Annotated in this window: 25 protein-coding genes; 13 read left to right on the top strand and 12 right to left on the bottom strand. The window is 69.1% G+C overall.

The genetic code is table 11. From position 1 onward, the window contains the following. The first annotated feature begins 77 nt into the window (after positions 1–77). Together KW843_RS04335 and KW843_RS04330 are read left to right on the top strand one after the other, a co-directional pair. A complete protein-coding gene (locus tag KW843_RS04335) occupies positions 78–1,334 on the top strand; it encodes an NAD(P)/FAD-dependent oxidoreductase (protein WP_370628431.1) in 1,257 nt (418 codons plus the stop codon). Between the two features lie 100 nt (positions 1,335–1,434). After that, positions 1,435–1,749 carry a hypothetical protein gene (locus tag KW843_RS04330; RefSeq protein WP_218293856.1) on the top strand — a complete coding sequence of 105 codons (315 nt, stop codon included), beginning with the start codon at positions 1,435–1,437 and terminating at the stop codon, positions 1,747–1,749. A 28-nt stretch (positions 1,750–1,777) separates the two neighbouring features. Here KW843_RS04330 and KW843_RS04325 read toward each other — a convergent pair whose 3' ends face one another. Further along, complete coding sequence (locus KW843_RS04325; RefSeq protein ID WP_218293855.1) at positions 1,778–5,056, bottom strand: EAL domain-containing protein; 3,279 nt, start codon at positions 5,054–5,056, stop codon at positions 1,778–1,780. A 392-nt stretch (positions 5,057–5,448) separates the two neighbouring features. Between KW843_RS04325 and rpsU the strand changes: the two genes are divergently transcribed. Together rpsU and KW843_RS04315 are read left to right on the top strand one after the other, a co-directional pair. After that, a complete protein-coding gene (gene rpsU, locus KW843_RS04320; RefSeq protein WP_005799779.1) occupies positions 5,449–5,661 on the top strand; it encodes a 30S ribosomal protein S21 in 213 nt (70 codons plus the stop codon). 220 nt (positions 5,662–5,881) lie between these two features. Beyond that, the gene (locus tag KW843_RS04315) at positions 5,882–6,328 is read left to right on the top strand and encodes a GatB/YqeY domain-containing protein (protein WP_218293854.1); all 447 of its coding nucleotides are present in this window, start codon (positions 5,882–5,884) and stop codon (positions 6,326–6,328) included. 121 nt (positions 6,329–6,449) lie between these two features. Here the strand turns inward: KW843_RS04315 and KW843_RS04310 are convergent, their stop codons facing one another. Then, positions 6,450–7,463, bottom strand: a complete 1,014-nt coding sequence (locus KW843_RS04310) for an NAD(P)-dependent alcohol dehydrogenase (protein WP_218293853.1) — start codon at positions 7,461–7,463, stop codon at positions 6,450–6,452. 99 nt (positions 7,464–7,562) lie between these two features. On the opposite strand from KW843_RS04310, the gene KW843_RS04305 reads away from it, so the two are divergent. Further along, positions 7,563–8,486, top strand: a complete 924-nt coding sequence (locus tag KW843_RS04305; protein WP_218293852.1) for a LysR substrate-binding domain-containing protein — start codon at positions 7,563–7,565, stop codon at positions 8,484–8,486. 79 nt (positions 8,487–8,565) lie between these two features. Here the strand turns inward: KW843_RS04305 and KW843_RS04300 are convergent, their stop codons facing one another. Next, positions 8,566–9,495, bottom strand: coding sequence for a LysR substrate-binding domain-containing protein (locus tag KW843_RS04300; protein WP_218293851.1), 930 nt, complete (start codon positions 9,493–9,495; stop codon positions 8,566–8,568). A gap of 125 nt (positions 9,496–9,620) precedes the next feature. Between KW843_RS04300 and KW843_RS04295 the strand changes: the two genes are divergently transcribed. Further along, a complete protein-coding gene (locus KW843_RS04295) occupies positions 9,621–10,715 on the top strand; it encodes a tartrate dehydrogenase (RefSeq protein ID WP_218293850.1) in 1,095 nt (364 codons plus the stop codon). Positions 10,716–10,791: 76 nt separating this feature from the next. Here the strand turns inward: KW843_RS04295 and KW843_RS04290 are convergent, their stop codons facing one another. From KW843_RS04290 to KW843_RS04275, 4 genes are read right to left on the bottom strand one after another with little or no spacing between them, the layout of a single operon-like run. Continuing rightward, positions 10,792–11,046, bottom strand: coding sequence for a hypothetical protein (locus KW843_RS04290; RefSeq protein WP_218293849.1), 255 nt, complete (start codon positions 11,044–11,046; stop codon positions 10,792–10,794). Continuing rightward, positions 11,043–11,459 (bottom strand): VOC family protein, encoded by a 417-nt coding sequence (locus KW843_RS04285; protein WP_218293848.1) that lies wholly within the window; start codon positions 11,457–11,459, stop codon positions 11,043–11,045. The genes KW843_RS04290 and KW843_RS04285 overlap by 4 nt, the downstream gene beginning before the upstream one ends. After that, positions 11,459–12,010 (bottom strand): helix-turn-helix transcriptional regulator, encoded by a 552-nt coding sequence (locus tag KW843_RS04280; RefSeq protein WP_218293847.1) that lies wholly within the window; start codon positions 12,008–12,010, stop codon positions 11,459–11,461. Before KW843_RS04280 ends, KW843_RS04285 begins: the two co-directional genes overlap by 1 nt. Positions 12,011–12,028: 18 nt before the next feature. After that, complete coding sequence (locus KW843_RS04275; protein ID WP_218293846.1) at positions 12,029–12,988, bottom strand: LysR substrate-binding domain-containing protein; 960 nt, start codon at positions 12,986–12,988, stop codon at positions 12,029–12,031. Between the two features lie 131 nt (positions 12,989–13,119). On the opposite strand from KW843_RS04275, the gene KW843_RS04270 reads away from it, so the two are divergent. The 4 genes from KW843_RS04270 to hpaI all read left to right on the top strand — a co-directional run bounded on the left by KW843_RS04270 (position 13,120) and on the right by hpaI (position 18,116). Next, positions 13,120–14,115, top strand: a complete 996-nt coding sequence (locus tag KW843_RS04270) for a tripartite tricarboxylate transporter substrate binding protein (protein ID WP_218293845.1) — start codon at positions 13,120–13,122, stop codon at positions 14,113–14,115. A 43-nt stretch (positions 14,116–14,158) separates the two neighbouring features. Then, positions 14,159–15,706, top strand: coding sequence for a UxaA family hydrolase (locus KW843_RS04265; RefSeq protein ID WP_255594528.1), 1,548 nt, complete (start codon positions 14,159–14,161; stop codon positions 15,704–15,706). A 71-nt stretch (positions 15,707–15,777) separates the two neighbouring features. Then, the gene (locus tag KW843_RS04260; RefSeq protein ID WP_218293844.1) at positions 15,778–17,247 is read left to right on the top strand and encodes an NAD-dependent succinate-semialdehyde dehydrogenase; all 1,470 of its coding nucleotides are present in this window, start codon (positions 15,778–15,780) and stop codon (positions 17,245–17,247) included. A 59-nt stretch (positions 17,248–17,306) separates the two neighbouring features. Further along, entirely contained in the window at positions 17,307–18,116 is an 810-nt protein-coding gene (gene hpaI / locus KW843_RS04255; RefSeq protein ID WP_218293843.1) for a 4-hydroxy-2-oxoheptanedioate aldolase, read from the top strand. Between the two features lie 34 nt (positions 18,117–18,150). Here hpaI and KW843_RS04250 read toward each other — a convergent pair whose 3' ends face one another. Together KW843_RS04250 and pmbA are read right to left on the bottom strand one after the other, a co-directional pair. Next, positions 18,151–19,173, bottom strand: a complete 1,023-nt coding sequence (locus KW843_RS04250; protein WP_218293842.1) for a saccharopine dehydrogenase NADP-binding domain-containing protein — start codon at positions 19,171–19,173, stop codon at positions 18,151–18,153. Positions 19,174–19,398: 225 nt separating this feature from the next. Next, positions 19,399–20,844 carry a metalloprotease PmbA gene (gene pmbA, locus KW843_RS04245; protein ID WP_218293841.1) on the bottom strand — a complete coding sequence of 482 codons (1,446 nt, stop codon included), beginning with the start codon at positions 20,842–20,844 and terminating at the stop codon, positions 19,399–19,401. 64 nt (positions 20,845–20,908) lie between these two features. Here pmbA and yjgA point away from each other — a divergent pair, with 64 nt between their 5' ends. Next, positions 20,909–21,571, top strand: coding sequence for a ribosome biogenesis factor YjgA (gene yjgA / locus KW843_RS04240; protein WP_218293840.1), 663 nt, complete (start codon positions 20,909–20,911; stop codon positions 21,569–21,571). Beyond that, a complete protein-coding gene (gene mog / locus KW843_RS04235; protein WP_218293839.1) occupies positions 21,564–22,166 on the top strand; it encodes a molybdopterin adenylyltransferase in 603 nt (200 codons plus the stop codon). Before yjgA ends, mog begins: the two co-directional genes overlap by 8 nt. 106 nt (positions 22,167–22,272) lie before the next feature. Here the strand turns inward: mog and cysE are convergent, their stop codons facing one another. Together cysE and KW843_RS04225 are read right to left on the bottom strand one after the other, a co-directional pair. Further along, a complete protein-coding gene (gene cysE / locus KW843_RS04230) occupies positions 22,273–23,052 on the bottom strand; it encodes a serine O-acetyltransferase (protein ID WP_218293838.1) in 780 nt (259 codons plus the stop codon). Positions 23,053–23,088: 36 nt separating this feature from the next. Then, positions 23,089–23,901 carry an RNA methyltransferase gene (locus tag KW843_RS04225; protein WP_218293837.1) on the bottom strand — a complete coding sequence of 271 codons (813 nt, stop codon included), beginning with the start codon at positions 23,899–23,901 and terminating at the stop codon, positions 23,089–23,091. A 208-nt stretch (positions 23,902–24,109) separates the two neighbouring features. Between KW843_RS04225 and KW843_RS04220 the strand changes: the two genes are divergently transcribed. Further along, positions 24,110–25,066 carry an inositol monophosphatase family protein gene (locus tag KW843_RS04220; RefSeq protein WP_218293836.1) on the top strand — a complete coding sequence of 319 codons (957 nt, stop codon included), beginning with the start codon at positions 24,110–24,112 and terminating at the stop codon, positions 25,064–25,066. 36 nt (positions 25,067–25,102) lie between these two features. Here the strand turns inward: KW843_RS04220 and KW843_RS04215 are convergent, their stop codons facing one another. Beyond that, positions 25,103–26,233, bottom strand: coding sequence for a two-component system response regulator (locus KW843_RS04215; protein ID WP_218293835.1), 1,131 nt, complete (start codon positions 26,231–26,233; stop codon positions 25,103–25,105). Between the last annotated feature and the right edge of the window lie 17 nt (positions 26,234–26,250).

Raw genomic sequence — 26,250 nt, 5'->3', positions numbered from 1 at the left:
CGGTTCGAGGGGCCTACCCGCCCCGTGCGAACGCTGCGGCGACAATGGCGGCCCGCCAACGCCGCCTTCGCCCCACCGTGCCCCACGCTTCCTCCCCTCCATTCGACGTAGTCATCATCGGCGCCGGCGCCGCCGGCCTGTTCTGCGCCGCCCAGGCGGGCCAGCGGGGCCTGAAGGTGCTGCTGATCGACCATGCCGAGAAGGTGGCCGAGAAGTTCCGCATCTCGGGCGGCGGGCGCTGCAACTTCACCAACCGCGACCTCGATCCCGCCGCGCCCCACAAGCACTTCGTGGGGCAGAACCCGCAATTTTGCCGCTCGGCGCTCTCGCGCTACACCCCCGCCGACTTCATCGCGCTGGTACAAAAACACGGCATCGCGTTCCACGAAAAACACAAGGGCCAGCTGTTCGCCGACCGCTCGGCCGAGGACATCATCGCCATGCTGCTGGCCGAGTGCGCGGCGGGCCAGGTGACGCACTGGCAGCCTTGTGCGGTCAAGAATATAGTGTTTTCAGCCCCTGGCGCTGATCCATCAAGCGCTGGCAGCTATCAAATTGATACCGACCGGGGCCCGGTGCGGGCGCGCTCGCTGGTGATCGCCACGGGCGGGCTGTCCATTCCCAAGATCGGCGCGACCGACTTCGGCTACCGGCTGGCGCAGCAGTTCAACATCCCGCTCATCGAACGCCGCCCGGGTCTGGTGCCGCTGACCTTTGATGGCGCGGGCTGGGCGCCGTATGCGCAACTCGCGGGCTTGGCGCTTCCGGTGCAAATCAGCACCGGTGCCAAGAAAGCCCGTATGGCCTTCGACGAAGACCTGCTGTTCACCCACCGCGGCCTCTCAGGCCCGGCCGTGCTGCAGATCTCCAGCTACTGGCAGGAGGGCACGCCGCTGGCCATCGACCTCGCGCCCACGGTGGATCTGCCCGCCGCGCTGGCGCAGGGCAAGGCCCGTTCGCGCAAGCTGATCGCCAACGAGCTGGCCGCCCTCGTCCCGGGCCGCCTGGCGGACGCCTGGGCCCAGCGCGAGGCCGACTGGCAGCGCCCCATCAACGAGGCCAGCGACAAGGCCCTGGCGCGGCTGGCCGAACAGCTGGCGCGCTGGGAGCTCACGCCCACCGGCACCGAGGGCTACAAGAAAGCCGAGGTCACGCTCGGCGGCGTGGACACGCGCGTGCTGTCGCAGCAGACCATGGAGTGCAAGACGCAGCCGGGCCTGTACTTCATTGGCGAAGTGGTGGACGTGACGGGCTGGCTGGGCGGCTACAACTTCCAGTGGGCCTGGGCCAGCGCCCATGCCTGCGCGCAGGCGCTGCCGCTGGCGGCGCATTGAGGCGGCGGAGGACGCCTGTGCAGGTGGCGCCCCAGGGATGGCTCCTGCACTCCGGTCAGACACACAAACAAACGCTTTACCAGCCATGGGGAGCCTCGGCATGGACGGATTCGAACGCGCGGAGAGGTGGCAAGCGGCTGCCACGGCCACGGGCGCGCTGATCGCCCTTGTACCGGCCGCAAGCATGGCCGGGAATATCTTCATCGCGATCCTTGCGGCACTGGGCATGGGGTCGCTGGCCGGGGGCGCGGTGATGGTGCGGTGGCTGCTCACCGACGAAGGTGACGCCTACCTGCGGGCCGACTCGCGCATTTCGGGCCGTTCGACCTCTCGCCTCTCCCTGTGTCTGGGCAATTTCTCGCCAGGCGTCCTCCTGGTCGGGCTCGCCGTTGCGCTGCACATCCGGCTCGCATGATGGGGACCACGGCGGCATTGAGGAGACATCATCCGGCCAGGGGGGCTAGCTGAATGCACTCGGAAGCCAGCCCGCGCACTGGCGCGCCATGGAGCACGCAGTGCTGCAATGCCCAGGCGAGCAGGGCCTCGGGCGGCAGCGGGCGGCTGAAGTGGTAGCCCTGCAGCTCCTCGCAGTCCAGCGCACTCAGCACCTGGGCCGTGGCCAGGTCTTCCACGCCCTCGGCCACGATGCGCAGCCCCAGCGTGTGGCCCAGGGCGATGATGGCCCGCGTGATCGCCATGTCGGCGGGGTTGCTCAGCATGTCGTGCACGAAGGACTTGTCGACCTTGAGCCGGTCGATGTCAAAGCGCTTCAGATAGGCCAGGCTGGAGTAGCCGGTTCCGAAATCGTCGATGGACAGCTGCACGCCCAGCGACTTGAGCGCGGCCAGCTGCTGCTCGGCCGCGTGGGCGTTGTCCATGAGCTGCGACTCGGTGATTTCCAGTTCGAGCCGGTGGGCGGGCATGCCGGTGCGGGCCAGCAGCGCCTCGATGTCGGCCACCAGTTGCGGGTCCGCCAGTTGCGCGGCCGAGAGGTTGACCGAGATGGAGACGTCCGACAGCGGGTGGGCCGGCGCACGCCCGGCGGGATGGCCGGCGGGCGGTGCCTGCCAGCGCGCCCACTGCTCGCAGGCCTGCTGCAGCACCCAGCCGCCCATCGCGCGGATCATGCCGGTCTCCTCGGCGATGGGGATGAACTCGCTGGGCGGGATGGCGCCCAGCGTGGGGCTGTTCCAGCGCAGCAGGGCCTCCACCCCCAGCAGGCCGCCGCTCTTGGCGCTCACCCGGGGCTGGTAGTGCAGGCTCAGCTCATGGCGCTCCAGCGCGCGGCGCAGGTGCTGTTCCATGGACTGGCGGGCCAGCGCGCGCTGGTCCGTTTCGGCCGAATAGAACAGCGCCATGTCGCGGCCCGTGGTCTTGGCCTCGTACATCGCCGCATCGGCGCGGCGCATCAGCTCGTCGATGTCGCCGCCGTCCTCGGGGTACACGGCGATGCCCACGCTGCATGACACATTGAGTTCATGCCCCTCCACCGGGTGGCTCTGGCGGATGAGGGGGATGAGGCGCCGCTCCACGAGCTGCTGCACGTCCTCGCGCCCGGCCACGTCGCGCATCACCACCACGAACTCGTCGCCGCCCAGGCGGCTGACGGTGTCGCGGCTGCGCACGGCCTGCGTGAGGCGCCCGGCCACCGAGCGCAGCAGCCCGTCGCCGATGTGGTGGCCCAGCGTGTCGTTGATGGCCTTGAAGCGGTCCAGGTCGATGAACAACACGGCGACCTTCTCGCCGGTGACGCTGGACTGCGCCAGCGCCAGCTGCAGGCGCTGCACGCACAGCGAGCGGTTGGGCAGCTCGGTGAGCACGTCGTGGTGCGCAAGGAACTGGATGCGTTCCTCGCTGCGCTTGCGGTCCGTGATGTCGATGGCGATGCCGATGTGGTTGGCCACGGCGCCGCCGCCCTTGCCCTCGCGCACGGCCGACACCATGAGCCAGGCCGGGTAGGTTTCGCCCGAACGGCGGCGAAACCGCACCTCGCCCTGCCAGGACTCCTTGTCGAGCATGGTGCGGCGGATCTGGGTGGACAGGGGCTCGCCGCCGGACTCCTCCAGCAGGAAGCCCAGGTCTTCGCCCAGCACCTCGTAGAAGTCGTAGTGCGTGCTGCGGCAGAACGCCTTGTTCACGCTGATGATCTGCTGGTCGGCATTCATGATGATGATGCCCTCGGACGACGCCTCGAACACCTTGGCCCACAGCTCCAGGCGCTGCTCCATGACCTTGAGCACGTTGATGGGCGTGAAGGCCGTGAGCACCGAGTCGCGCCCCTGGAACTGCAGCCGCCGCGCCGACAGCACCGCCCAGGAGGGCTCGGGGCTGCCCTTCCAGCGCACCTCGAACTCGTCCACCGAGCCCTGGTCCGCCAGGCGCTGGAAGAAGCGCGCGCGCACGCCCGGCTCCAGCCCGGCGGCCCAGGGGTCGGTCTTGCGGTCATTGAGCCAGTGGGCGGCGGGGGCGTTGGAATGCAGCACCTCGTGCTCGGGGATGGAGGTGACGACCATGGGGATGGGGAAGGCCTCCACCAGCTCGCGCTGGGCCTCGGCCGCGCGGGCGCTGGCCGCCAGCTCCTGCTGCAGCAGGCGTTCGCGGTCCAGCTGGGCCAGCATGTCGTTGAAGGCCGTGACCAGCCGGCCGATCTCGTCGCTGCTGCTCCAGTGGGCCCGCAGGGTGTGGTCGCCGCTCTTGCGCACCTCATCGGCCACGCGCGCCAGTTGCTGCAGCGGCTTGGCGATCTGCCGGGCCACCAGCGTCACCAGAGAGAGGATGCAGCCCAGCAGCACGAGCGCGGTGCCCAGGTGCAGCCACATGCGCGCGTACAGCCCGTCCACCCGGCGGTTGAGCAACCGCTCCAGGTCGACGATGCCCACCGCCCAGGCATCGCGCAGGGCGCCCAGCACCTGCGCCTGCTGCGCCCCCACCTGGGCCAGGGTCAGGCGCGATTCGCCCGCCGCCACGCCCTGCAGCAGCGCCTGGAAGCTCTCCAGCGAGGCCTTGAGCGCCTCGCGCTGGCCCATCAGGGCCGTGCGCATCTCGGGAGAGCCCGCGATGAAGGCCTGGTTGTAGTCCGACTCGATGCCCTGCATCACCGCGTCGAGCCGGCCCACCAGCGTGAGCAGCTCGGAGGACCACTGCGGCCCGCGCCCCGCGGGCGCGGCATGGAGAAACACCACGGTGTCGTGCACCGCCTGCAGCAGCTCGGGGAAGCGCAGCACCACCAGCGACATGCCGTAGTAGCTGTCCAGGTCCGGGTCCAGGATCAGGTTGGACTGGTTGCCCACGGTGGTGAGCAGTTCTCGGCCGTCGCGCAGCAGCTGGCTGCGCAGCCGGGTGAGGGACGGCGCATCGGTGGCCGCCGGCGGGTGGGCGGCCAGCTGCTGCAGCACCCCGCTGAAGCGCTCGCCCTGCTCCTCGGTATGCAGCTGCTCGTCGTGGGCCGCACGCACGCCCGCCAGCCGCGCAAGAACGTCCGCCACGAGCGGCGGCTGCTGGGATGCATCGAGGAACTGCCCCATGAGCCCGTCGCGCAGCACCGCCGCATAGGTGGTGCCCACGATTTCCTTGCGCGTGAAATCGATGGCCACGTACTTTTCGTGGATCAGGATGCTGGAGACATAGATCACCGCCGACAGGTCGAGCAGATAGATGAGCATGAGCTTGCGGCCCACACTGAGGCGGCCCAGCCAGCCCGATACGCGGTGCATGAATGCCATGGTGTCTGCGGCGAAGGCCCGCCCGGGCGGATGACCCGGGCAGCCCACCGACGGTGGAAGATGAGTGTTACAACATGAAGCAATTTCCACGCCATTTCGCCGATCCGCCTGCGATGCGCCCGGTTCGCCGACGCCGAGCCCCCCGGAAAGTCGGCGCGGCCCTGCCAGGGAGCCCGTGCGGGGCGATTGGCGGGGCCCCGCCACCCGTGCCGCGAGAGGGGGGAAGCACGAAGCACCCCAAGGCGGAACCCGCTTCAGCTATAATCTCCGGCTTTGCTGGCAATGCCCCGTCGGCCAAATACTAGTTACAGACGGGGAAACCGCCACGCACGGTCTTGAGGCCCGATCTCCCCAAGACCCTCTGCGGGCAACATTTTGGAAACCATTAGCTAATGACTACGATCCGCGTAAAAGAAAACGAACCCTTTGACGTCGCCCTGCGCCGCTTCAAGCGCACCATTGAAAAGCTCGGCCTGCTGACCGACCTGCGCGCCCGTGAGTTCTACGAGAAGCCCACCGCCGAGCGCAAGCGCAAGAAGGCAGCCGCCGTGAAGCGCCACTACAAGCGCGTTCGCAGCATGCAACTGCCCAAGAAGATGTACTGATGGATCTTCGGCCCCAAGCCTTCTTGCTTGGGTCCCAGAACCCGCGCTAGGGACGCCAAGCGCGGGTTTTTGCTTTTCCGGGCTTGCACAAAGCCCCTCTGGCGTCGTTGCAGCGCCTTGCCGTAGCAAGAAGACTACTGTCTGCGGCACTGCGCCTGGCCAGAGGGGCTTTGTGCAAACCCTCCGTCCCTGTCTGAAACCCCATAAAAAGGAAGCCATCATGAGCCTCAAGGACCAGATCACCGAAGACATGAAGACCGCCATGCGCGCCAAGGACAGCGAGCGCCTGGGCACCATCCGCCTGCTGCAGGCCGCGATGAAGCAAAGGGAAGTGGACGAGCGCATCGTGCTGGACGATGCGGCCGTGGTCGCCATCGTGGACAAGCTCATCAAGCAGCGCAAGGACTCGATCACCGCCTTCGAGGGCGCGGGCCGCCAGGACCTGGCCGACAAGGAGAAGGCAGAGATGGCCGTGCTGCAGGCCTACCTGCCCGAGCGCATGTCGGCCGACGAGACCCTGGCCGCCGTCAAGGCCATCGTGGCCGAGCTGGGCGCCGCGGGCCCGGGCGACATGGGCAAGGTCATGGGCGTGGTCAAAACCCGCCTGGCCGGCAAGGCCGACATGGGCCAGGTGTCCGCCGCCGTCAAGGCCGCGCTCGCCGGCTGACCGCCCGCCTCGCCACCCGGCGATTTACTATCAATTCAATAGCTGCCAGCGCTTGATCGACAAGCGCCGGTGGCTATTTTTACTTGAAATATCGCATCCACACGCTCCTTGGCGCACCCGCTCAGAAGCGCACCACCACCTTGCCGAACGCGCCGCGCTGCAGGTGCGCGAAAGCAGCCGGCACTTCGTCGGCGCCATACTCGCCCGCGATCACCGGCTGCAGCCCGGTGGCATCCACCGCGCGCACCAGGTCCTCCAGCGCGCGGCGGTGGCCCACACCGATGCCCTGCACGGTGGCCCGCCCCAGCAGGAAGCTGTAGACCGACGCACTCACCGTGTCGCCGGCCAGGGTGCCGATGACCGACACGCGCCCGCCGTGGCGCAGCGCCTGCATCGACCGGCCCAGGTTGGGGCCGCCCACCGTCTCCAGCACATGGTCGGCGCCCTGCCCCCCGGTCAGCGCCCGCACCTGCGCGGGCCAGTCGGCCTCGCGCGCCAGCGCATGGGCAGCGCCCAGGGCGAGCACCTGTTCGCGCTTGCCCGCATCGCCCGAGACCACGATGGGCACGGCCCCGTGCTGGCGGGCGATCTGCACGCCGAACAGTGCCACGCCGCCGGTGCCATGGATGAGCACGGCCTGCCCGGCGCGCACATGGCCGGTCTCCACCAGCGCGAACCAGGCCGTGAGCCCGGCGATGGGCAGGGTGCTCGCGGCGGCGGCGGCCAGCGTGGCCGGCGCGGCCACCGCCCAGTCCGCCTCCAGCAGCATGTGCGAGGCCAGCACGCCCGGCCCCGGCGCGCCCAGGGCCACGGCAGCGGCGGGGCGCTCGCCCTCCAGCCAGCCGCCCCAGAAGGTGCTCAGCACCCGGTCGCCGGGGCGCCAGCGGGTGATGCCCGCGCCCACGGCCAACACCGTGCCGGCCAGGTCCGAGGCGGGGGTGAACGGAAATTCCAGCGGCATGCCCATGCCGTCCTGCGCCATCAGCAGGTCGCGGTAGTTGAGGGCCACGGCCTCGGTGCGCACCAGGATCTGGCTCGGCCCGGGCGCGGGCATGGGCGCCTCGGTGCGCTCCAGGTGGGCGAGGCCGAAGCGGGGCAGTTGCCAGCGCTGGAGGGTGGCGGGTGTGTCGTGCATCGTCGAGTTCCAGGGAAAGAAAGAGATTTCGATGCTATTGGCGCTTCATGGATGCCAGTGGTTCTTGTTTTTCCCATGACTAGATAGCAAAATTCTCCAATGAACGAACGTTTGCAGGGAATCGAGGCCTTCGTGGCGGCCGTGGAGGCCGGCAGCTTCGCGCTGGCGGCGGCGCGGCTGCACCGCACCCGCTCGGCGGTGGGCAAGGGCATTGCGCGGCTGGAACAGCGGCTTGGGGTGCGGCTGTTCCACCGCACCACGCGCAGCCAGAGCCTGACCGACGACGGACAGGCCTACTACGAACGCTGCCGCCGCGCGCTGGCCGAACTCGACGCGGCCGATGCCGCCGTGGAGGCCGGCCGCCACGAGCCCGTGGGCACCCTGCGCATGAGCATGCCGGCGCTGTTCGGCCGCGCCTGCGTCGCGCCCGTGCTGCTGGGCCTGGCGCGCGAGCACATCGGCCTGCGGCTGGACCTGCACTTCAGCGACCGGCGGGTGGACCTGGTGGAAGAGCGGATCGATCTGGCCATCCGTAGCGGGGTGCTGGACGACAGCAGCACGCTCGCGGCCCGCCCGCTCGGGCATCAATGGATGGGCCTGTATGCCGCGCCGGACTACCTGGCGCGGCACGGCCGGCCGGCAAGCTGGGCGGCGCTGCAGGCCGAGGCGCCCCGCCACGCCTTCGCCAGCTACGGACGCGACGACGGGCTCAAGCCCTGGCACTACCGCGATGACGCCACGGGCGAGCCGCGCACGTTCGCGGTGCCCGCGCGCGTGCGCTGCGACAGCCTGGAAGTGGTGGCCGCCACGGCGGCGGCGGGGCTGGGCATCGCGCGGCTGCCCGAGTGGCTGGCGGCCGAGCCGGTGGCCGCCGGCACGCTGGTGAAGGTGTTCGACGAGGCGCGCCCCTTCGGCTACGAACTGCACGCCGTCTGGCCCCAGGCGCGCGCCCTGCCACGGCGCACGCGCATCGTCATCGACGCGCTGGCCGCGCAGCTGCCCGCGCTGCTAGGGACCCGCTGAACGGCGGGCGCGGGCCGCCGTGGGGCGGCACTGGCAGCGGCGCCCGCGCCGCGCCGGCCCATGGCAGCCCCGGCCGGCCTCAGGCCGTCCCGGGCATGCCCTGCAGGCGCCCCGCTTCCTGGCGGAAGTACACCTCCAGAAACTCCACGCACACCCGCACCTTGGCCGAGCGGTCCAGCCGCGTGGGGTACACGGCCCACACGTTGGCCTCCTGCCGCCAGTCGGGCAGCACCTGCACCAGCCTTCCCGCACGCAGGTGCGCCCCCACGTCCCACAGCGAACGCAGCACGATGCCGCGCCCGTCCACCGCCCACTGCACCGCCATCTCGCCGTTGTTGGCCGACAGCGGGCCGCGCACCTTCACCGTCTCGTCCACCGCGCCGCTGCGCAGCCGCCACACGCCGAACGGGTGGTCGCGCTCCTTGATCACCAGGCAGTCGTGGCTGGACAGCTCCGCCAGCGCGCGCGGCGTGCCGTGGCGCGCCAGGTAGGCGGGCGCCGCGCACAGCACGCGGTGGTTGTCCGCCAGACGGCGGGCGATCAGGTGCGGCGCGATCTCGTCGCCCACGCGCACGTCCAGGTCGAACCCTTCGCCGGCCACGTCCACCAGCCGGTCGAACACTTCCAGCCGCACCTGCAGGCCGGGGTGCTGCTCCACCAGCCGCGACAGCGCGGGCGCCACGATCTGGCGGCCAAAGCCAAAGCTGCTGCTCACCCGCAGCTGACCACGCGGCTCGCGCCGGGTGATGGCCACCTCCTGCAGCAACTGATCCATGTCGTCCAGGATGCGCTGCGCCCAGTGGAAGACACGCTCGCCCTCCTCCGTCACGGCCACGCGCCGCGTGGTGCGGTGCAGGAGCTTCACGGCCAGCTCCTGCTCCAGCAGGCGGATGCGCTTGCTCACGTACGCGGGCGAGGTGCCCAGCTCCGCCGCCGCGTCGCCAAAACTCGATTTGCGCACCACCACGGTGAACACGCGCAGGTCGTCGGTGGCCGGATTTTTATGCACGATGTGTGAAGAATATGAGCACAGTTGCCGGATTGTATTTTTTGCCGCACTGCCAAACAATCCGTGCTGATTCCCCCTGGCTTTCTTTTCCCTTCTTTCTCTTCCCCAGGCACCAAGGACCCCGAATGAGCACCAACACCCCCTACAAGATCGCCGTCATCCCCGGCGACGGCATTGGCAAGGAAGTCATGCCCGAAGGCCTGCGCGCGGTGCAGGCCGCCGCCCAGCGCTTCGGCATCCCGCTGGAGACCACCACCATCGACTGGGCCAGCTGCGACTACTACGCCGCCCACGGAAAAATGATGCCCGACGACTGGAAAGCCCAGCTCTCGGGCATGGACGCCATCTTCTTCGGCGCCGTCGGCTGGCCCGCCACCGTGCCCGACCACGTCTCGCTATGGGGGTCGCTGCTCAAGTTCCGCCGCGAATTCGACCAGTACATCAACCTGCGCCCCGTGCGCCTGTTCGAGGGCGTGCCGTGCCCGCTGGCGGGCAGGAAGCCCGGCGACATCGACTACTACGTGGTGCGCGAGAACACCGAGGGCGAGTACACCTCGCTCGGCGGCATCATGTACGAAGGCACCGACCGCGAGATCGTGATCCAGGAATCGGTCTACTCGCGCCATGGCGCCAACCGCCTGCTGAAGTTCGCGTTCGACCTGGCCCAGAGCCGCCCGCGCAAGCACGTGACCCTGGCCACCAAGAGCAACGGCATCGCCATCAGCATGCCCTGGTGGGACCAGCGCGCCGAGGAAGTCGCCAAGGACTACCCCGAGATCACGCTGGACAAGCAGCACATCGACATCCTCACCGCGCGCTTCGTGCTGCAGCCCGGGCGCTTCGACGTGGTGGCCGCCACCAACCTGTTCGGCGACATCCTCTCCGACCTGGGCCCCGCCACCACGGGCACCATCGGCCTGGCGCCCTCGGCCAACCTGAACCCCGAGCGCACGTTCCCCAGCCTGTTCGAGCCCGTGCACGGCTCGGCGCCGGACATCTACGGCAAGAACATCGCCAACCCCATCGCGATGATCTGGTCGGGCGCGCTGATGCTGGACTTCCTCACCCAGGGCCAGGGCGCGGGGCGGCAGGCGCACGATGCGATCGTGGCGGCCATCGAGGAGGTCCTGCGCAGCGGGCCGCGCACGCCGGACCTGGGCGGCTCGGCCGACACCACGCAGGTGGGCGCGGCCATCGCGGCGCTGGTTTCCAAGGGGTAGGCCCTCGCCCCGCACCCCCGGGGCGCGTGCCCGCGCACGGCATTTGCGCCGGGCCGCGCGCAGTGCCGGCGTGGGTTCACACGGGCGGCGGAGCCGGCCGCGCCCCTGCAGAAGAAGACCACCACGCCCCGAACCGCTGGAGGCCGGGCTGCGCCAGCAGGTACAGCCCTGTCAGCAGCAGCAGGCCCAGAGGGGGCAGCGGCGCATAGGTCACCCAGGGCGGCGGGCTGCCCTCCCGCAGGGCCATCGCCGCGAAATTCGCGACGACGGCCAGCGTGAAGGCCATCGACACCCAGCGGTGAAACCGCCGCACGCCCTGGCCCCGGCTCATTGCGGGCCTCCTGCGGCCTGGATCATCTTCCAGCCGTTGCCCGCCGGGTCGCGGAACCCCGCATCCACCTGGCCGAACCGGTCCACCGGCTCCTGGGTGAACTCCACGCCCTGGGCGCGCATGTGCGCGCATGCGGCGCGGCAGTCGCGCACATGCAGGACCAGCGGCGGCATCGCCCCCTTGGCCACCATGGCGCGCAGCGCCTGGGCCGTGGCCTCGTCGTGCATCGGCGGCCCCGGCGTGAACAGGCCGAGCTGAAACGCCGGCTGCTCGGGGTGCTGCACCGTCAGCCACCGGTAGGCACCATTGCGCACGTCCGTGTGGACGCGGAATCCGAGCTTGTCGACATAGAACGCCAGGGCTTCGTCCTGGTCGTTGACATACACACCCACCACACCGATACCTTGGCTCATCACATCTCCTTGGTTGAGGGCCGGTTTGTACCCTCCGCCAGGCGGCGGCGCTTCTCCGAAACTGCGGTGGCAAGGTCCGGGCGCTGCGCGGCCTTCAGAAAACAGGCGGGCACGCTGCCCAGCTGCTGCGCCTCGCGCCGGGCGTCGATGCGCAGGGTGCTCGGGCTTTTTCCGGTGACGTCCCGGAACGTGCGGCCGAAAGTGCCCAGGCTTTCCCAGCCGGTGGCATAGGCGATCTCCGTGATGGGAAGGTCCGTGTCCCGCAGCAGCGTGGTCGCCTGCTCGATGCGCCGGGTGAGCAAATAGCGGTGCGGCGGAATGCCGAAGGCCTGCCGGAACGAGCGCGCGAAATGGGCGTCGGAGACGCCGCTGACCCGGGCCAGCCGCTTCACCGGCCACGCTTCGTGCGAGGCGGCGTCCATGTGGTCCTTCGCCCGCAGCAGGCGGCGCAGCAGGGCCGGGTCCTGCTGCGCGCCGGTCCCGTCCGGCGTGGACGGCAGGTCGGCGGGGTCTTCGCGCGGGGGAATGAGATCCGGAGTCACGGGCGGCATGAGGACAGCATATCGCCTTCACCGCGGCCGCCGCGTTCCCTTTCCCTGGATGCCCGCGGCCACCTCCCGCAAGCATTCCACCAGCAATCCCGTGGTGGGTGTGGGCCTTTGCCCGCGCAGCGTGATCAGCCCCACGGGAGGCAGGTCCACCGGCACGGGCAGCGCAAGCACGGCCACCAGCCCCTGCGCGGCGTAATGCCGGCCCACCGTGCGCGCCATGAAGGCCACGGCGCCGCGCTGCTGGACGAAGCTGATCTGCGACAGGAAGGACGCCGATTCGATGATGTCCTGCGGCGGGTGCAGGCCGTGCGCGAAGAACTGCTGTTCCAGCTTCACCCGCAGCGACGCCCAGGGTGGGGGCAGCACGCACGGCTGCGCGGCCACCTCGGCCCACCCGACCTTGCGCTTGCGGGCCAGGGGGTGCGTGGGGTGCGCCACGGCCACCATGGGGTCGCCATACAGGGCCTCGGTCTCCAGGTCGGGCGAGGCATAGCCGGGCTCCAGGCGGCCCACGAACAGGTCCAGCTCGCCCAGGCGCAGCTTGGGCAGCAGGCGCGTGAGGTCCCCTTCGTCGATCAGCACCGTGGTGCGGCGGGACCGCGCCTTGAGCATCTCCACCGCCTGCGCCAGCAGCACCGGCGTGGCCGCCACCATGGCCCCCACGCTGGTGCGGCCCACGGCACCACTGGCCTCGGCGGCGATTTCGTCGCGCGTGCGGTCATACCCCGCCAGCACCGAACGGGCGAAGCGCACCACGCTCGCGCCCGCGGCCGTGGGCTCGGTGCCGCGCGTGGAGCGCTCGAACAGCGGCAGGCCGAACATGCGCTCGATCTCGGCCAGCGTCTTGGAGACCGCCGGCTGCGTGACCGACAGGAACTCCGCCGCGCGGCCCAGGTGGCGGAACTGGTCGAGCGCCACGAGCATCTGCAGGTGGCGCAGCTTGAGGTTGGAGCGCAGTACGCGGTCGATCTTGGCCATCGTGGTCTTCTTTCTGGCGGGCTCGATACATTACTTCAAGGCAATGAAGCCAGTCCATATCTTCATTGGATTGTTATGCACCGGTTCTGAACAATGGCGGCTCCCGACCCCACAAACAACAGGAGACAGGCATGCACAACACCCCCCGCATCGCAAGGCGCCAGTTCGTGCTGGGCGCATTGAGCGCCAGCGCACTGACGGCCACCCCGTCCGGCAGCCTTTTCGCCCAGGCCTGGCCCGAGCGCCCCCTCACCTTCATCTGCCCCTGGCCCGCGGGCGGCACGGCCGACCAGTCGATGCGCGCGCTGTGCGCGGTGGCGGGCCGGGTGCTGGGCCAGAGCATCGCGGTGGAAAACAAGGTGGGCGCGTCCGGCATGATCGGCGCCAAGGCGCTGGCCTCGGCCAGGCCCGACGGCTACACCGTCGGCCAGATCCCGATCTCGGTCACGCGCTTCTCGCAGCTGGGCACGCTGCAGGCCGACCCGCGCAAGGACTTCACCTACCTCGCGCGCACCTCGGGCCAGACCTTCGGCATCGCCGTGCCCGCCAGCTCGCCATTCAAGACGCTCAAGGACTTCGTGCAGCACGCCAAGGCCCACCCCGGCAAGGTGACCTATGCCCACGCCGGCGTGGGCGGCGCCACGCATGTGGGCATGGAGGAGTTCGCGGGCGCCGCGGGCATCCAGCTCAACCACGTGCCCTACAAGGGCGGCGCCGAGGCGCTGCAGGGCGTGCTGGGCGGCCACGTGGACGCGCTCGCCGACTCCAGCTCGTGGGCGCCGCACGTGGAGGCCGGCAAGCTGCGCCTGTTGGCCACCTGGGGCGAGCAGCGCACGGCCCGCTTCAAGGAGGTCCCGACGCTGCGCGAATCCGGCTATGACGTGGTGGTGGACGCTCCCAACGGCATCGGCGCGCCCCGGGGCCTGGACCCCGCCATCGCCGCCCGGCTGCGTGAAGCCTTCAAGCAGGCCGTGGCCAGCCCCGAATTCAAGACCGTGGCCGACAAGCTCGACGCGCCGCTGCTGTACCTGGACGGCCCTGACTACGAAAAGTACGTGAACACGGTCTACGCCAAGGAGACCGTGCTCATCGAAAAACTCAAGCTGCGAGAGCTGATGCGCAGTTGAGCCCCGCAGCCACCAGAATCACACCCCCACCACAAGGCCCACGATGAACGCCCCCACGGCCCCCGGCCTGCTCGCCAGCCCGCTGCTGCACTTGCACCCCCACGACAACGTGCTCGTCGCCAAGACGGCGCTGGCGCTGGGGCAGGAGATTCCCGAACTCGGCGTGCGCACGCGCGCCCAGGTGCCCGCGGGCCACAAGATCGCCGCGCGCCGCATCGCCGAGGGCGAGCAGGTCAAGAAGTACGACACCGTGATCGGCGTCGCCACGCGCGACCTGGAGCCCGGCGACTACGTGCACAGCCACAACCTGCGGCTGGTGGAGCACTACCGCGACCCGGCGTTTGGCGCCGACGTGCGGCCCGTGGCGTACGTGCCCGAGGGCGAGCGCGCCACCTTCCAGGGCTTCGTGCGCGCGGGCGGCGGCGTGGGCACGCGCAACTTCATCGGCATCCTGTCGTCGGTGAACTGCTCGGCCACCGTGATCAAGAACATCGCCGCGCACTTCACGCCCGAGCGCCTGGCCGACTTTCCGCACGTGGACGGCGTGGCCGCCTTCGCGCAGACCAGCGGCTGCGGCATGTCCTCGCCCAGCGAGCACTTCGACGTGCTGCGCCGCACGCTGGCGGGCTATGCGCGCCACCCCAACCTGGCGGGCGTGCTCATCGTGGGCCTGGGCTGCGAGCGCAACCAGGTCGCCTCCCTGGTGGAGTCGCAAGGGCTGCAGGAAGGCAAGCTCATGCGCACGCTGGTGATGCAGGACGTGGGCGGCACGCGTGCCACCATCGCGGCGGGCATCGCGGCCATCGAGGAGATGCTGCCCATCGCCAACCAGGCGCGGCGCAGCACCGTGAGCGCGAGCCACCTCAAGATCGGACTGGAATGCGGCGGCTCGGACGGTTTCTCGGGCATCACCGCCAACCCCGCGCTGGGCGCGGCCATGGACATCCTGGTGCGCCACGGCGGCACGGCCATCCTGTCGGAAACGCCCGAGATCCACGGCGTGGAGTTCATGCTCACGCGCCGCGCCATCAGCCCCGCCGTGGGCCAGAAGCTGCTGGACCGCCTGGCCTGGTGGGAACGCTACACCGCGGGCCAGAACGCCCAGTTCAACGGCGTGGTGGGCCATGGCAACCAGGCCGGCGGCCTGGCCAACATCTTCGAGAAGTCGCTGGGCTCGGCCATGAAGGGCGGCACCACGCCGCTGCGCGCGGTGTACGAATACGCCGAGCCCATCACCGAGCATGGCTTCGTGTTCATGGACTCGCCCGGCTACGACCCCGTGGCCTCCACCGGCCAGATCGCCAGCGGCGCGCAGCTCATCTGCTTCACCACGGGGCGCGGCTCCATGTTCGGCAGCAAGCCCGCGCCCACCATCAAGCTGGCCAGCAACACGCCCATGTACCAGCGCCTCGAAGAGGACATGGACATCAACTGCGGCGTGATCGTGGACGGCGAATGCAGCGTGCCCGAGATGGGCCGGAAGATCTTCGAGCAGATCCTGCGCCACGCGAGCGGCGAGGCCACCAAGAGCGAGGCCCTGGGCCTGGGCGACCACGAGTTCGTGCCCTGGCACCTGGGCATCGTGTCCTGAGAATTTGCTCCCAAAAACATAGCTTTCTGCGCTTGTTGCACAAGCGCTTCCGGCCTATTTCATTGAAAACCATGCCCCTGACCCTCACCCGCCCCGCGCTGATCCGCAGCGCCAACTTCATCGGTGGCGAATGGACCGTGGCCACCGGCGCCCGGCTTGACGTGACCGACCCCGCCACCGGCGACACCATCGCTTGCGTGCCGGACTCCGGCGCTGGCGAGGCGCTGGCGGCCCTGGACGCGGCCCACGCCGCATTTCCCGCCTGGCGCAAGGTGCCCGCCAAGCAGCGCGCCGCCATCATCAAGCGCTGGAACGACCTCGTGCTGGCCCACCAGGACGACCTGGGCAAGCTCATCTCGCGCGAGCAGGGCAAGCCCCTGGCCGAGGGCAAGGGCGAAGTGGCCTACGCCGCCAGCTACATCGAATGGTTCGCCGAAGAGGCCACGCGCATGAACGGCGAGGTCATCCCCGCGCCTGTGCCGGGCCGGCGCATGTTCGCCCTGCGCGAGCCCGTGGGCGTGGTGGCCGCCATCACGCCGTGGAACTTCCCGGCCGCGATGATCGCGCGCAAGATCGCCCCGGCCCTGGCCGCCGGCTGCACCGTGGTCTGCAAGCCCGCCGAGGACACGCCGCTGACCTCCCTGGCCCTGGTGCTGCTCGCGCACGAAGCCGGCGTGCCGCCGGGGGTGCTCAACATCGTCACCGCCTCGCGCGAGAAGACTCCCGAGGTGGTGGACGTGTGGCTCGACGACAGCCGCGTGCGCAAGATCACCTTCACGGGCTCCACCCCCGTGGGCAAGCACCTGGCGCGGCGCAGCGCGGAGACGCTCAAGAAACTCTCGCTCGAACTCGGCGGCAACGCGCCCTTCATCGTGTTCGAGGACGCCGACGTCGGCGCCGCCGTGGACGGCTTCATGGCCGCCAAGTTCAGGAACGGCGGCCAGACCTGCGTGTGCCCCAACCGCGTGTTCGTGCAGCGCCGCGTGTTCGAGGCGTTCGCCCACCAGCTCGCGGCGCGCGTGGCGGCGCTGCAGGTCGGCCCGGCCAGCGACCCGGCCTCGCAGATCGGCCCCATGATCAACGGCCGCGCCGTGCAGAAGATCGAGCGCCACGTGAATGACGCGGTGGCCAAGGGGGCGAGGGTGCTCACGGGCGGCAGGCGCCTGGCCGAGCTGGGCGCCACCTACTACGCGCCCACCGTGCTCACCGGCGCCGACGCCACCATGGCCTGCGCCTGCGAAGAGACCTTCGGCCCCGTGGCGCCGCTGACCGTGTTCGACACCGAAGAGGAAGTGATCGCCGCCGCCAACGACACGCCCTTCGGGCTGGCCGCGTACTTCTACAGCCAGGACGTGCGCCGCATCTGGCGCGTGGCCGATGCGCTGGAGACGGGCATCGTGGGCGTCAACGAAGGGGCGCTGGCGGCGGAGGCCGCGCCGTTTGGCGGCGTGAAGGAGTCGGGCTACGGCCGCGAGGGCTCCACGCACGGCCTCGACAACTACCTGCACACCAAGTACGTCTGCCAGGGCGGGCTCGATTGACCCGCAGCTTTCGCGCGGCGCCGCATGCGGCGCCCAGCTCCCCTCCCACAAGGAATCCCATGCCCGCACACAACCCCTTCAAGGCCGCGCTCGCCGGCCGCCGCCCGCAAATCGGCCTGTGGCTTTCCATGGCCGACCCGTACCTGGCGGAAACCGCCGCCACCTGTGGCTACGACTGGCTCTTGATCGACGGCGAGCACGCGCCCAATGACGTGCGCAGCACCCTGGCCGCGCTGCAGTCGGTGGCCGCCCACGCGTCGCAGCCGGTGGTGCGCGTGGTGGAAGGCAGCACGGCCCTGATCAAGCAGATGCTGGACATCGGCGCCACGACCCTGCTCGTGCCCATGGTGGACACCGCCGAACAGGCACGGAGCATCGTGGCGGCCACGCGCTACCCGCCGCTGGGCATCCGGGGCGTGGGCAGCGCCGTGGGCCGCGCGTCGCAGTGGAGCGCCCGCACCGACTACCTGAACATCGCGGACGACGAGGTGTGCCTGCTGGTGCAGGCCGAGACCACCACGGCGCTGGCCAACCTCGGCGCCATCTGCGCCGTGGACGGCGTGCATGGCGTGTTCATCGGCCCGGCCGACCTCGCCGCCTCCATGGGCCACCGGGGCAACCCCGGCCACCCCGAGGTGCAGGCGGCCATCGAAGGCGCCATGCGGACCATCATCGCCAGCGGCAAGGCCGCGGGCACCCTCACCTCCGACCCCACGCTGGCGCAGCGCTACCTCGACCTGGGCTGCACCTTCGTGGCCGTGGGCGTGGATGTGCTGATGTTCGCCAACGCGGCACGCAGGCTGCGGGCCCACTTCGGCGGCAGCGGGCCGAAGGCGCCGCCCGGCGGCGGCGCGGCGGCCGCCTATTGAGCCCGCCGCCTATTGAGCCCGGCCTGTCTTCGCCTCAGCGCGGCAGCGCGTCGCCGAAGACCTCCAGGGCCCGGCCGTGCAGCGAGCGCAGCGTGTCCGCAGGGTCCACGGCCTGCCCCAGGGCCAGTGCCCCACTGCGCTGGAACGACGGTGCCATCAGGCGCTGCGCCGCCTCGATCACCAGGGGCGCCGTCACGGCATAGATGTCCTGCCCGCGCACGCCCGCCGTGCGGGCCTGCCCGTTCTGCACAAGCCGCACCGCCAGCTCGAAGCGCTGCGCCGACCGGCCGCTGCCGTCCACCGCCGTGGGCGGCGGCGTCGCCGCATCGCGGATGTCCGCGAGCGCCGAGCGGTTCAGGAACGAACGGATCGTGTCGGCCCGCAGATGGTGCGCGAGCGTGATCGTTTCGCTGAACGGCAGCTCCACCATCGGATACGTCCCGAGCGGCGGTGCGAAGGTCCAGTCCGGCACATCGGACGACGGGACCAGGGGCACCAGGGCACCGCCCTGGACCACTTGGCGCGGCGCCTTGTTGCGCTCGCCCGTCTCGCGGGTGCCCGCGGTGGGCCACCAGCGGTCCAGCCCCATGGCCACCGTGATCTCGTCAATGCGCCCCGCCGAGGCCAGCGCGCTGGCCAGCAGATCGGCCAGCCCTCCATAGAAGCCGGCGGCCGGCATCACCACCCGCCCGGCGGCCCGCGCTGGCGCATCCAGGTCGGCAAAGCTCGTCTGCGCGCTGGGCTGCTCCGCCGTGACGTCGATGTAGTGGCAGCCGGCCCGCAGCGCGGCCTGCGCCACCGGGGGCGCGGTGTCGAGGAAAGGACCCGCGCAGTTGATGACCACCGCGCAGCCCGCGAAGGCCTGCCCGAGCGCGCCGGGGTCGTCCAGGCCCGCCACGCGGCAGGCGATGCCGGAGGGAAACAACGCGCCAAGCCGGGCGGCACTGCGCCCCACCGCCACCACGGGCAGGCCGCGCAGCCGGGCCTCGCGAACGACAAACTGGCCGGTGTGGCCCGTGGCGCCATAGACGGCGATGGACTGGAGAGGGGAATGCATGGTGACCTTTCAAAAGATAGATACAGACCTGTATGTTCTTAATACTACATACAGGTCTGTATCATGTCAACACGCAATGATGCCGGCGTGTGTCCCGTCGATGGACCCGCTCGGCCGCACGGCCGCGCGGCCCGGTGTTCAGGGGCCGAATGCAAAAAGGCCCTCGCCATGGCGAGGGCCCTTGTTTGCCGGAAGTTGCCCTGAACGGGCCCGTCCGCCGTCCGCTCAGCTGCCTGCGACCTTCATGCGGTTCACGAGGATGGAGCCCACGGTCTTGGCGCCATAGTTGTAGGCATCGGCGCCCACGGCCTCGATGCCCTTGAGCATGTCCTTGAGGTTGCCCGCGATGGTGATCTCGTGCACGGGGTAGGCAATCTTGCCGTTCTCGACCCAGAAACCGCTCGCACCGCGCGAGTAGTCGCCCGTCACGTAGTTCACGCCCTGGCCCATGAGCTCGACCACGAAGAGGCCCGTGCCCAGCTTCTGCAGCATGGCGTCCAGGTTGTCGCTGGCCTGGGTGAGGCGCGATGTCATCACCAGGTTGTGCGAGCCGCCCGCGTTGCCCGTGGTCTTCATGCCCAGCTTGCGCGCCGAGTAGCTGGACAGGAAATAGCCCTGCACGCGCCCGCCCTGCACCACCTTGCGGGGCGCCACGCGCACGCCCTCCTCGTCGAACGGCGAGCTGCCCTTGCCGCGCAGGATGAAGGGATCTTCCAGAATGTCGATGTGCTTGGGAAACACCATCTTGCCCAGCGAGTCGAGCAGGAAGCTGCTCTTGCGGTACAGCGAGCCGCCGCTCACGGCCTGCACGAAGCCGCCCAGCAGGCCAGCGGCCAGGGTGGATTCGAACAGCACGGGGCATTGGGTGGTGGGGATCTTGCGTGACCCGAGACGGCTCAATGCGCGCTGCGCGGCGTACCGGCCCACGGCCTCGGGCGATGCCAGTTCGGTGGCGTCGCGCATGGAGCTGTACCAGGCGTCGCGCTGCATCTCTGCGTTGCGGCCGGGCAGCGAGGCGATGGGCGCCACCGAGAAGCTGTGGCGCGAGCTGGCATAGCCGCCGCGAAAGCCGCGTGTGTGGGCGCTGAAGAAATGGCTTTGCTGCGCCGACACGCCCGCGCCTTCGCTGTTGGTGATGCGGCGGTGGGTCTTGAGCGCGGCGGCCTCGCAGGCCTTGGCGATTTCAGCGGCCTCTTCGCTCGTGAGGGCCCAGGGGTGGAACAGGTCCAGGTCACGGTGTGTGTCCGCGGGGGCGATGTCGTCGGCATCGGGCAAACCCGCCACGGGGTCTTCGGCCGTGAAGCGGGCGATGTCATACGCGGCCTGCACGGTCTGCTCGATCGCCCTGCTGGAGAAATCGGATGTGCTGGCGTTGCCGCGGCGGTTGCCGATGTAGACCGTCACGCCCAGCGACTTGTCGCGGTTGCGCTCCACGTTCTCCAGTTCGCCCTTGCGCACGCTGACCGACAGGCCGCAGCCCTCGGACGCCTCGGCGCCCGCGTCGGTGGCGCCGAGCTTTTTGGCATGGGCCAGGGCGCGGTCGACCAGTTCCTCGAAGAAGGGGCGGCTGTAGCTGAAACCGCTGTCAGGGGTGGCGCGGGAAGTGGCAGGGGCTTGCGCGGCGGGCGGGGCGCTTTGGAGGCGCGCGGCGCGGGTGGAGGGTTTATTCATAGCGGAAGCTATGATACTTGCCGCTGTGGCGCGCTCTGCGCCGCTTCTCTTTTTGCCCCCACCCATGTCACGCAAACCCAAAAAAGGCTACTTTGTGCGAGGCCAGTTCGTTGCCGAAGGCAGCGAAATGGACATTCAGCTCAAGGCCGAACTCAAAGGCACGCCCGATGCCAGCCGCACCGACCTCAAGCGCGAAAGCGACGAACTGCAGGAGCTGGGCAAGGAACTGCTGACGCTGCGCGCCGACCTGTTCGACGCCGTGGGCCTGCCCGACAAGCTGGTGGACGCACTGGCCGAGGCCAAGCGCATCACCAATTTCGAGGGCAAGCGCCGCCAGATGCAGTACGTGGGCAAGATCATGCGCAAGCTCGAACCCGAGCTGGTGCAGGCGGCCCGCCAGGCGCTGCAGGAGCAGCACAAGGGCTCGGCCACCGAAAAGATGCAGCTGCACCTGGCCGAACACTGGCGCGACCGCCTGATCGCCGACGACGAGGCGCTGGCCCCCTGGATGGCCGAACACCCCGGCACCGACACCCAGCAGCTGCGCGCGCTGATCCGCCAGGCGCGCAAGGATGCGCCCCCCGCCGACAAGGCCGCCGTGTCGCAAGGCCTGGCCCCACGCAAGGGCCGCGCCTACCGCGAACTGTTCCAGCTGGTGCGCGAGCACCTGGGCGGCACGGGCACGGATGATGCCAGCGGCATCGACGAGGACGACGGCGATGAGTGAGGCCCGACACGACCCGGTGAAGGTCGGCATCGTCTCCATCAGCGACCGCGCCAGCTCCGGGGTCTATGAAGACAAGGGCCTGCCCGCGCTGCAGGACTGGCTCGCGCGCGCCCTGCTCAACCCCATCGCCTTTGAATCGCGCCTGATCCCCGACGAGCAGGACGGCATCAGCGCCGCGCTGATCGAGCTGGTCAACGCAGGCTGTTGCCTGGTGCTGACCACCGGCGGCACCGGCCCCGCCCCGCGCGACGTGACGCCCGAGGCCACGCTGGCCGTGGCGCACAAGGAGATGCCGGGCTTTGGCGAGCAGATGCGCCAGATCAGCCTGAAGTTCGTGCCCACCGCCATCCTGTCGCGCCAGGTGGCCGTGGTGCGCGACCAGAGCCTCATCATCAACCTGCCCGGCCAGCCCAAGGCGATTGCCGAGACGCTGGAAGGCCTGAAGGACGCCGACGGCAAGCAGATCGTGCCCGGCATCTTTGCCGCCGTGCCGTACTGCGTGGACCTGATTGGCGGCCCGTATCTGGAAACGCGCGACGAAGTCTGCAAGGCGTTCCGGCCCAAGAACGCGGTGCGAGCGCCTCGCCCGGCCTGATTTCTCACGGTTCAAAGAAAAAATAGCTGCCAGCGCTTATTCAACAAGCGCTGGCAGCTATAATTTTTATAGCATTCTGATTCTTGAATGCAGCGCAGGCAAGCCGCTACTTGCCCACCAGCTCGTTGAGCTTGCCCGCCTCGAACTGCTCCTTGAGCGCCGCATCACACGGCACGCAGTCCTTGTTCTGCGGGTTGGCGGACAGTTTCTCGATGGCCTGCCACAGCAGCGCGATCTGGTGCTCCTGCGACGAGGCGTTGTCGATCAGCCCGCGCATGGCCTGCGAGAGGGGGTCGTCCTCCTGCGTGATGCCATAGGCCGTGAACTTGCGGGCCTGCTGGGGTTCGGTCACGTCGGCGCTTTCGCCCGCCTTGGACGGAATGATGCGCGCCGGGATGCCCACCGCCGTGGCGCCCGGGGGCACCGGCTTGATGACCACGGCGTTGCTGCCGATCTTGGCGCCGTCGCCCACTTCAAAGCCGCCCAGCACCTTGGCACCGGCGCTCACCACCACATCCTTTCCGAGCGTGGGATGGCGTTTGGCGCCCTTGTAGAGCGAGGTGCCGCCCAAGGTCACGCCCTGATAGATGGTGCAGCCGTCGCCGATCTCGGCAGTCTCGCCCACCACCACGCCCATGGCGTGGTCGAAGAACACGCGCTCGCCGATCTTGGCACCGGGGTGGATCTCGATGCCGGTGAGCCAGCGCGAGAAGTTGGAGATGAAGCGGCCGGGCCATTTGAGGCCGTTGTTCCAGCACCAGTGCGCGGGGCGGTGCAGCCAGATCGCGTGCAGGCCCGGATAACAGGTGATCACCTCCCACGTGCTGCGCGCGGCAGGATCGCGGTCGAGGATGCACTGGATATCGGAACGCAAGCGGGCGAACATCGGTTCTTTTCGTTATGTGTTTATGGGCTGCACAGTCTATCGTTTTGACTGGCTCGCCTCGATCATGGCCTTGGCGACACCTCGCAGGATGTGGATTTCCTCAGGGGCCAGCTGCGCGCGGTTGAAAAGCTGGTTAAGGCGGGGCATGAGCTTCTTGGGCGCGGCGGGGTCCAGGAAGCCGATGGTGGTGAGCGCCTGCTCCCAATGGCCCAGCATGCCCGCCACCTGGGCGGCGTCGGCCAGGGCGCGGGCGGGCGTGGCGTCCTGCACCGGGAATCCGCCCAGCGCCATGCGCCATTCGTAGGCAATCACCTGAATGGCCGCGCCCAGATTGAGCGAGCCAAAGCCGGGATTGGTGGGGATGGAGAGCGCCACGTGGCAGCGGTAGACGTCTTCGTTGGTCATGCCAAAACGCTCGGAGCCAAACAGAAAGGCCACGCCTGCCTGGCGGCCCGCCACCGATGCGGTGGGTGCCGATTCCTCAATGTTGTGGGTGTTTTTGGCCTCCAGCGCCTTTCCGTCAAGCGCTGATAGCTCATTTTTTAATAGCAAATCGAAATGCGCACGGGGTGCTGCCGTGGGCGGCCCGAAGTCGCGCGGGGTCATGGCCGTGGCGCACAGGTGGCTCATGCCGTCCAGGGCCTCGTCCAGCGTGGCGACGATGCGGGCGTTCTCCAGCACGTCCAGGGCGCCGCTGGCGCGCTGGATGGTCTCCTCGCGCCGCAGCACGTTGGCCCAGCGCGGGGCCACCAGCACCAGGTCGTCAAAACCCATGGTTTTCATGGCGCGGGCGGCGGCGCCCACATTGCCGGCGTGGCTGGTGTTGATCAGGACAAAACGGGTCTTCATGGCAGCGGAAAAGGAGGGTGTGCGGGGCACGAACAGGACAGGCGAAGCGTGGAAGCGGTGCGGACAAAGGCCCGCGGGTTAGGCAAAAAATGGCACTGCGGGTAAAATCCCGCCCTCATTGTCGCCGCCCGCATCGCCGGGACGGATCGCACCGCTCCTGATTCGCAGGCTGCCCCTTCGGCGGGCGCCCTGCCCACCACCACAATCTATGTCGTCCAATCTGCACCCCATGCTCAACGTGGCCATCAAGGCCGCACGCGCCGCCGGCGCCATCATCAACCGCGCGGCCCTGGACGTGGAATCGGTGCGGATCTCGCAAAAGCAGATCAACGACTTCGTGACCGAAGTGGACCACGCGTCCGAAAAGATCATCATCGAGACGCTGCTCACGGCCTACCCCGGCCACGGCATCCTGGCCGAGGAGTCGGGCAGCGAATACGGCGCCAAGGATTCGGAATTCGTCTGGATCATCGACCCGCTGGACGGCACCACCAACTTCATCCACGGCTTTCCCGTGTACTGCGTCAGCATCGCGCTGGCTGTGCGCGGCAAGGTCGAGCAGGCGGTCATCTACGACCCCTCGCGCAACGACCTGTTCACGGCCACCAAGGGCCGCGGCGCCTACCTGAACGAGCGCCGCATCCGCGTCTCCAAGCGCACCCAGCTCAAGGACTGCCTGATCTCCACGGGCTTCCCCTTCCGCCCGGGCGACAACTTCAAGAGCTACCTGAACATGATGGCCGACGTGATGCAGCGCACCGCCGGCCTGCGCCGCCCCGGCGCCGCCGCCCTGGACCTGGCCTACGTGGCCGCGGGCTTCACGGATGGCTTCTTCGAGACCGGCCTGTCGATCTGGGACGTGGCCGCCGGCTCGCTGCTGGTGACCGAGGCCGGCGGCCTGGTGGGCAACTTCACGGGCGAAGCCGACTTCCTGGAGCAACGCGAATGCCTGGCCGGCAACCCCCGCATCTACGGCCAGCTGGTGCCCATCCTGGGCAAGTACAGCAAGTTTGCGAGCGCGGGCGACAAGGCGGCCGTGCGCCAGGCGGCTGCGGCAGACGCACCCGTCAGCGCTGAAGCCGAGGCTGCAGCCGATGTGGAGTCCGACACCGCGGGTACCGCCCCACAGGCCGACGCCCCCAAGAGCGAAGACGCGCCGTTCTGATGTATGCCTGAGCACCGTCCCCTATCGGGACTGTGCTCAGTTCGGGTCGGGGTATTTCTGGGCAATGCTGCGGAAATCTTCCGCAATGTCCACGAACGCATCCACCATGTCGGGGTCGAAATGCGTGCCCTTGCCCCGCACGATGGTGTTGCACGCCTGGTCGTGCGAGAACGCGGGCTTGTAGACCCGTTTGCTGATGAGCGCGTCGTACACGTCGGCCACGGCCATGAGGCGCGCCGACACCGGAATGGCATCCCCCGCCAGCCCCTGCGGGTAGCCCGAGCCATCCCACTTTTCCTGGTGGCAGTAGGCGATCTCCTTGGACACGCTCAGAAAAGCCACCCGCATGCCCAGGCGCCGCTCGGCCTCCTCAATCGCGTTGCGGCCCAGCGTGGTGTGGGTCTTCATGATCTCGAACTCTTCCACGGTGAGCTTGCCCGGCTTCAGGAGGATGCTGTCGGGGATGCCGATCTTGCCGATGTCGTGCAGCGGCGCCGACTTGTAGAGCAGCTCGATCATCCGGTCGTTGAGCACCGGCTCGAACCGCGGGTGGTGGCGCAGCCGCTCGGCCAGCGTCTTCACGTACAGCTGGGTGCGGCGGATGTGGTTGCCGGTTTCGTTGTCGCGCGTCTCGGCCAGCGAGGTCATGGCCATGATGGTCACGTCCTGGATGGCCTGCACCTCCAGCGTGCGCATGGCGACCTCGCGCTCCAGGTAGGAGCTCTTGTCGCGCAGGAAATCCGCCGTGGCCTTGAGCGCCAGATGGGTGTTCACGCGCGCGAGCAGGATGGGCGGACTGATGGGCTTGGTGATGTAGTCCACCGCGCCCAGCGCCAAGCCCATGCGTTCGTCATCGGGGTCGGAGCGCGCGGTGAGGAAGATCACCGGGATGTCGCGCGTGGCGGACGCGGCCTTCAGGCGCCGGCAGACCTCGTAGCCGTCCATCTCGGGCATCATGATGTCCAGCAGGATCAGGTCGGGCGGCGTGCCCGACTGCGCGATCTTCAGGGCCTTTTCCCCATGGTTGGCCACTTTCACCAGGAAATGCTCGCGCAGCAGGCTGCCCATCAGGGTGAGGTTGTCGGGCGTGTCATCCACCACCAGCACCGTGGCGATCGGTTTTTCAACGAGAACGGCCTGCGGGGAGGCAAAGGGCGCGTTGTCCATGGAATTTCCTGCGTGTT

This window comes from Acidovorax sp. sif1233, from assembly GCF_019218755.1.
In the GTDB taxonomy this organism is placed as follows: Bacteria; Pseudomonadota; Gammaproteobacteria; order Burkholderiales; family Burkholderiaceae_C; genus Acidovorax.
This window is presented reverse-complemented; position numbering and strand designations above follow the sequence as displayed.

Excerpts from the sequence above, each read along its gene's own strand:
- KW843_RS04330 (WP_218293856.1), top strand. The coding sequence starts at position 1,435 with ATGGACGGATTCGAACGCGCGGAGAGGTGGCAAGCGGCTGCCACGGCC.
- KW843_RS04325 (WP_218293855.1), bottom strand. The coding sequence starts at position 5,056 with ATGGCATTCATGCACCGCGTATCGGGCTGGCTGGGCCGCCTCAGTGTG.
- rpsU (WP_005799779.1), top strand. The coding sequence starts at position 5,449 with ATGACTACGATCCGCGTAAAAGAAAACGAACCCTTTGACGTCGCCCTG.
- KW843_RS04315 (WP_218293854.1), top strand. The coding sequence starts at position 5,882 with ATGAGCCTCAAGGACCAGATCACCGAAGACATGAAGACCGCCATGCGC.
- KW843_RS04310 (WP_218293853.1), bottom strand. The coding sequence starts at position 7,463 with ATGCACGACACACCCGCCACCCTCCAGCGCTGGCAACTGCCCCGCTTC.
- KW843_RS04305 (WP_218293852.1), top strand. The coding sequence starts at position 7,563 with ATGAACGAACGTTTGCAGGGAATCGAGGCCTTCGTGGCGGCCGTGGAG.
- KW843_RS04295 (WP_218293850.1), top strand. The coding sequence starts at position 9,621 with ATGAGCACCAACACCCCCTACAAGATCGCCGTCATCCCCGGCGACGGC.
- KW843_RS04290 (WP_218293849.1), bottom strand. The coding sequence starts at position 11,046 with ATGAGCCGGGGCCAGGGCGTGCGGCGGTTTCACCGCTGGGTGTCGATG.
- KW843_RS04285 (WP_218293848.1), bottom strand. The coding sequence starts at position 11,459 with ATGAGCCAAGGTATCGGTGTGGTGGGTGTGTATGTCAACGACCAGGAC.
- KW843_RS04280 (WP_218293847.1), bottom strand. The coding sequence starts at position 12,010 with ATGCCGCCCGTGACTCCGGATCTCATTCCCCCGCGCGAAGACCCCGCC.
- KW843_RS04275 (WP_218293846.1), bottom strand. The coding sequence starts at position 12,988 with ATGGCCAAGATCGACCGCGTACTGCGCTCCAACCTCAAGCTGCGCCAC.
- KW843_RS04270 (WP_218293845.1), top strand. The coding sequence starts at position 13,120 with ATGCACAACACCCCCCGCATCGCAAGGCGCCAGTTCGTGCTGGGCGCA.
- KW843_RS04265 (WP_255594528.1), top strand. The coding sequence starts at position 14,159 with ATGAACGCCCCCACGGCCCCCGGCCTGCTCGCCAGCCCGCTGCTGCAC.
- KW843_RS04260 (WP_218293844.1), top strand. The coding sequence starts at position 15,778 with ATGCCCCTGACCCTCACCCGCCCCGCGCTGATCCGCAGCGCCAACTTC.
- hpaI (WP_218293843.1), top strand. The coding sequence starts at position 17,307 with ATGCCCGCACACAACCCCTTCAAGGCCGCGCTCGCCGGCCGCCGCCCG.
- KW843_RS04250 (WP_218293842.1), bottom strand. The coding sequence starts at position 19,173 with ATGCATTCCCCTCTCCAGTCCATCGCCGTCTATGGCGCCACGGGCCAC.
- pmbA (WP_218293841.1), bottom strand. The coding sequence starts at position 20,844 with ATGAATAAACCCTCCACCCGCGCCGCGCGCCTCCAAAGCGCCCCGCCC.
- yjgA (WP_218293840.1), top strand. The coding sequence starts at position 20,909 with ATGTCACGCAAACCCAAAAAAGGCTACTTTGTGCGAGGCCAGTTCGTT.
- mog (WP_218293839.1), top strand. The coding sequence starts at position 21,564 with ATGAGTGAGGCCCGACACGACCCGGTGAAGGTCGGCATCGTCTCCATC.
- cysE (WP_218293838.1), bottom strand. The coding sequence starts at position 23,052 with ATGTTCGCCCGCTTGCGTTCCGATATCCAGTGCATCCTCGACCGCGAT.
- KW843_RS04225 (WP_218293837.1), bottom strand. The coding sequence starts at position 23,901 with ATGAAGACCCGTTTTGTCCTGATCAACACCAGCCACGCCGGCAATGTG.
- KW843_RS04220 (WP_218293836.1), top strand. The coding sequence starts at position 24,110 with ATGTCGTCCAATCTGCACCCCATGCTCAACGTGGCCATCAAGGCCGCA.
- KW843_RS04215 (WP_218293835.1), bottom strand. The coding sequence starts at position 26,233 with ATGGACAACGCGCCCTTTGCCTCCCCGCAGGCCGTTCTCGTTGAAAAA.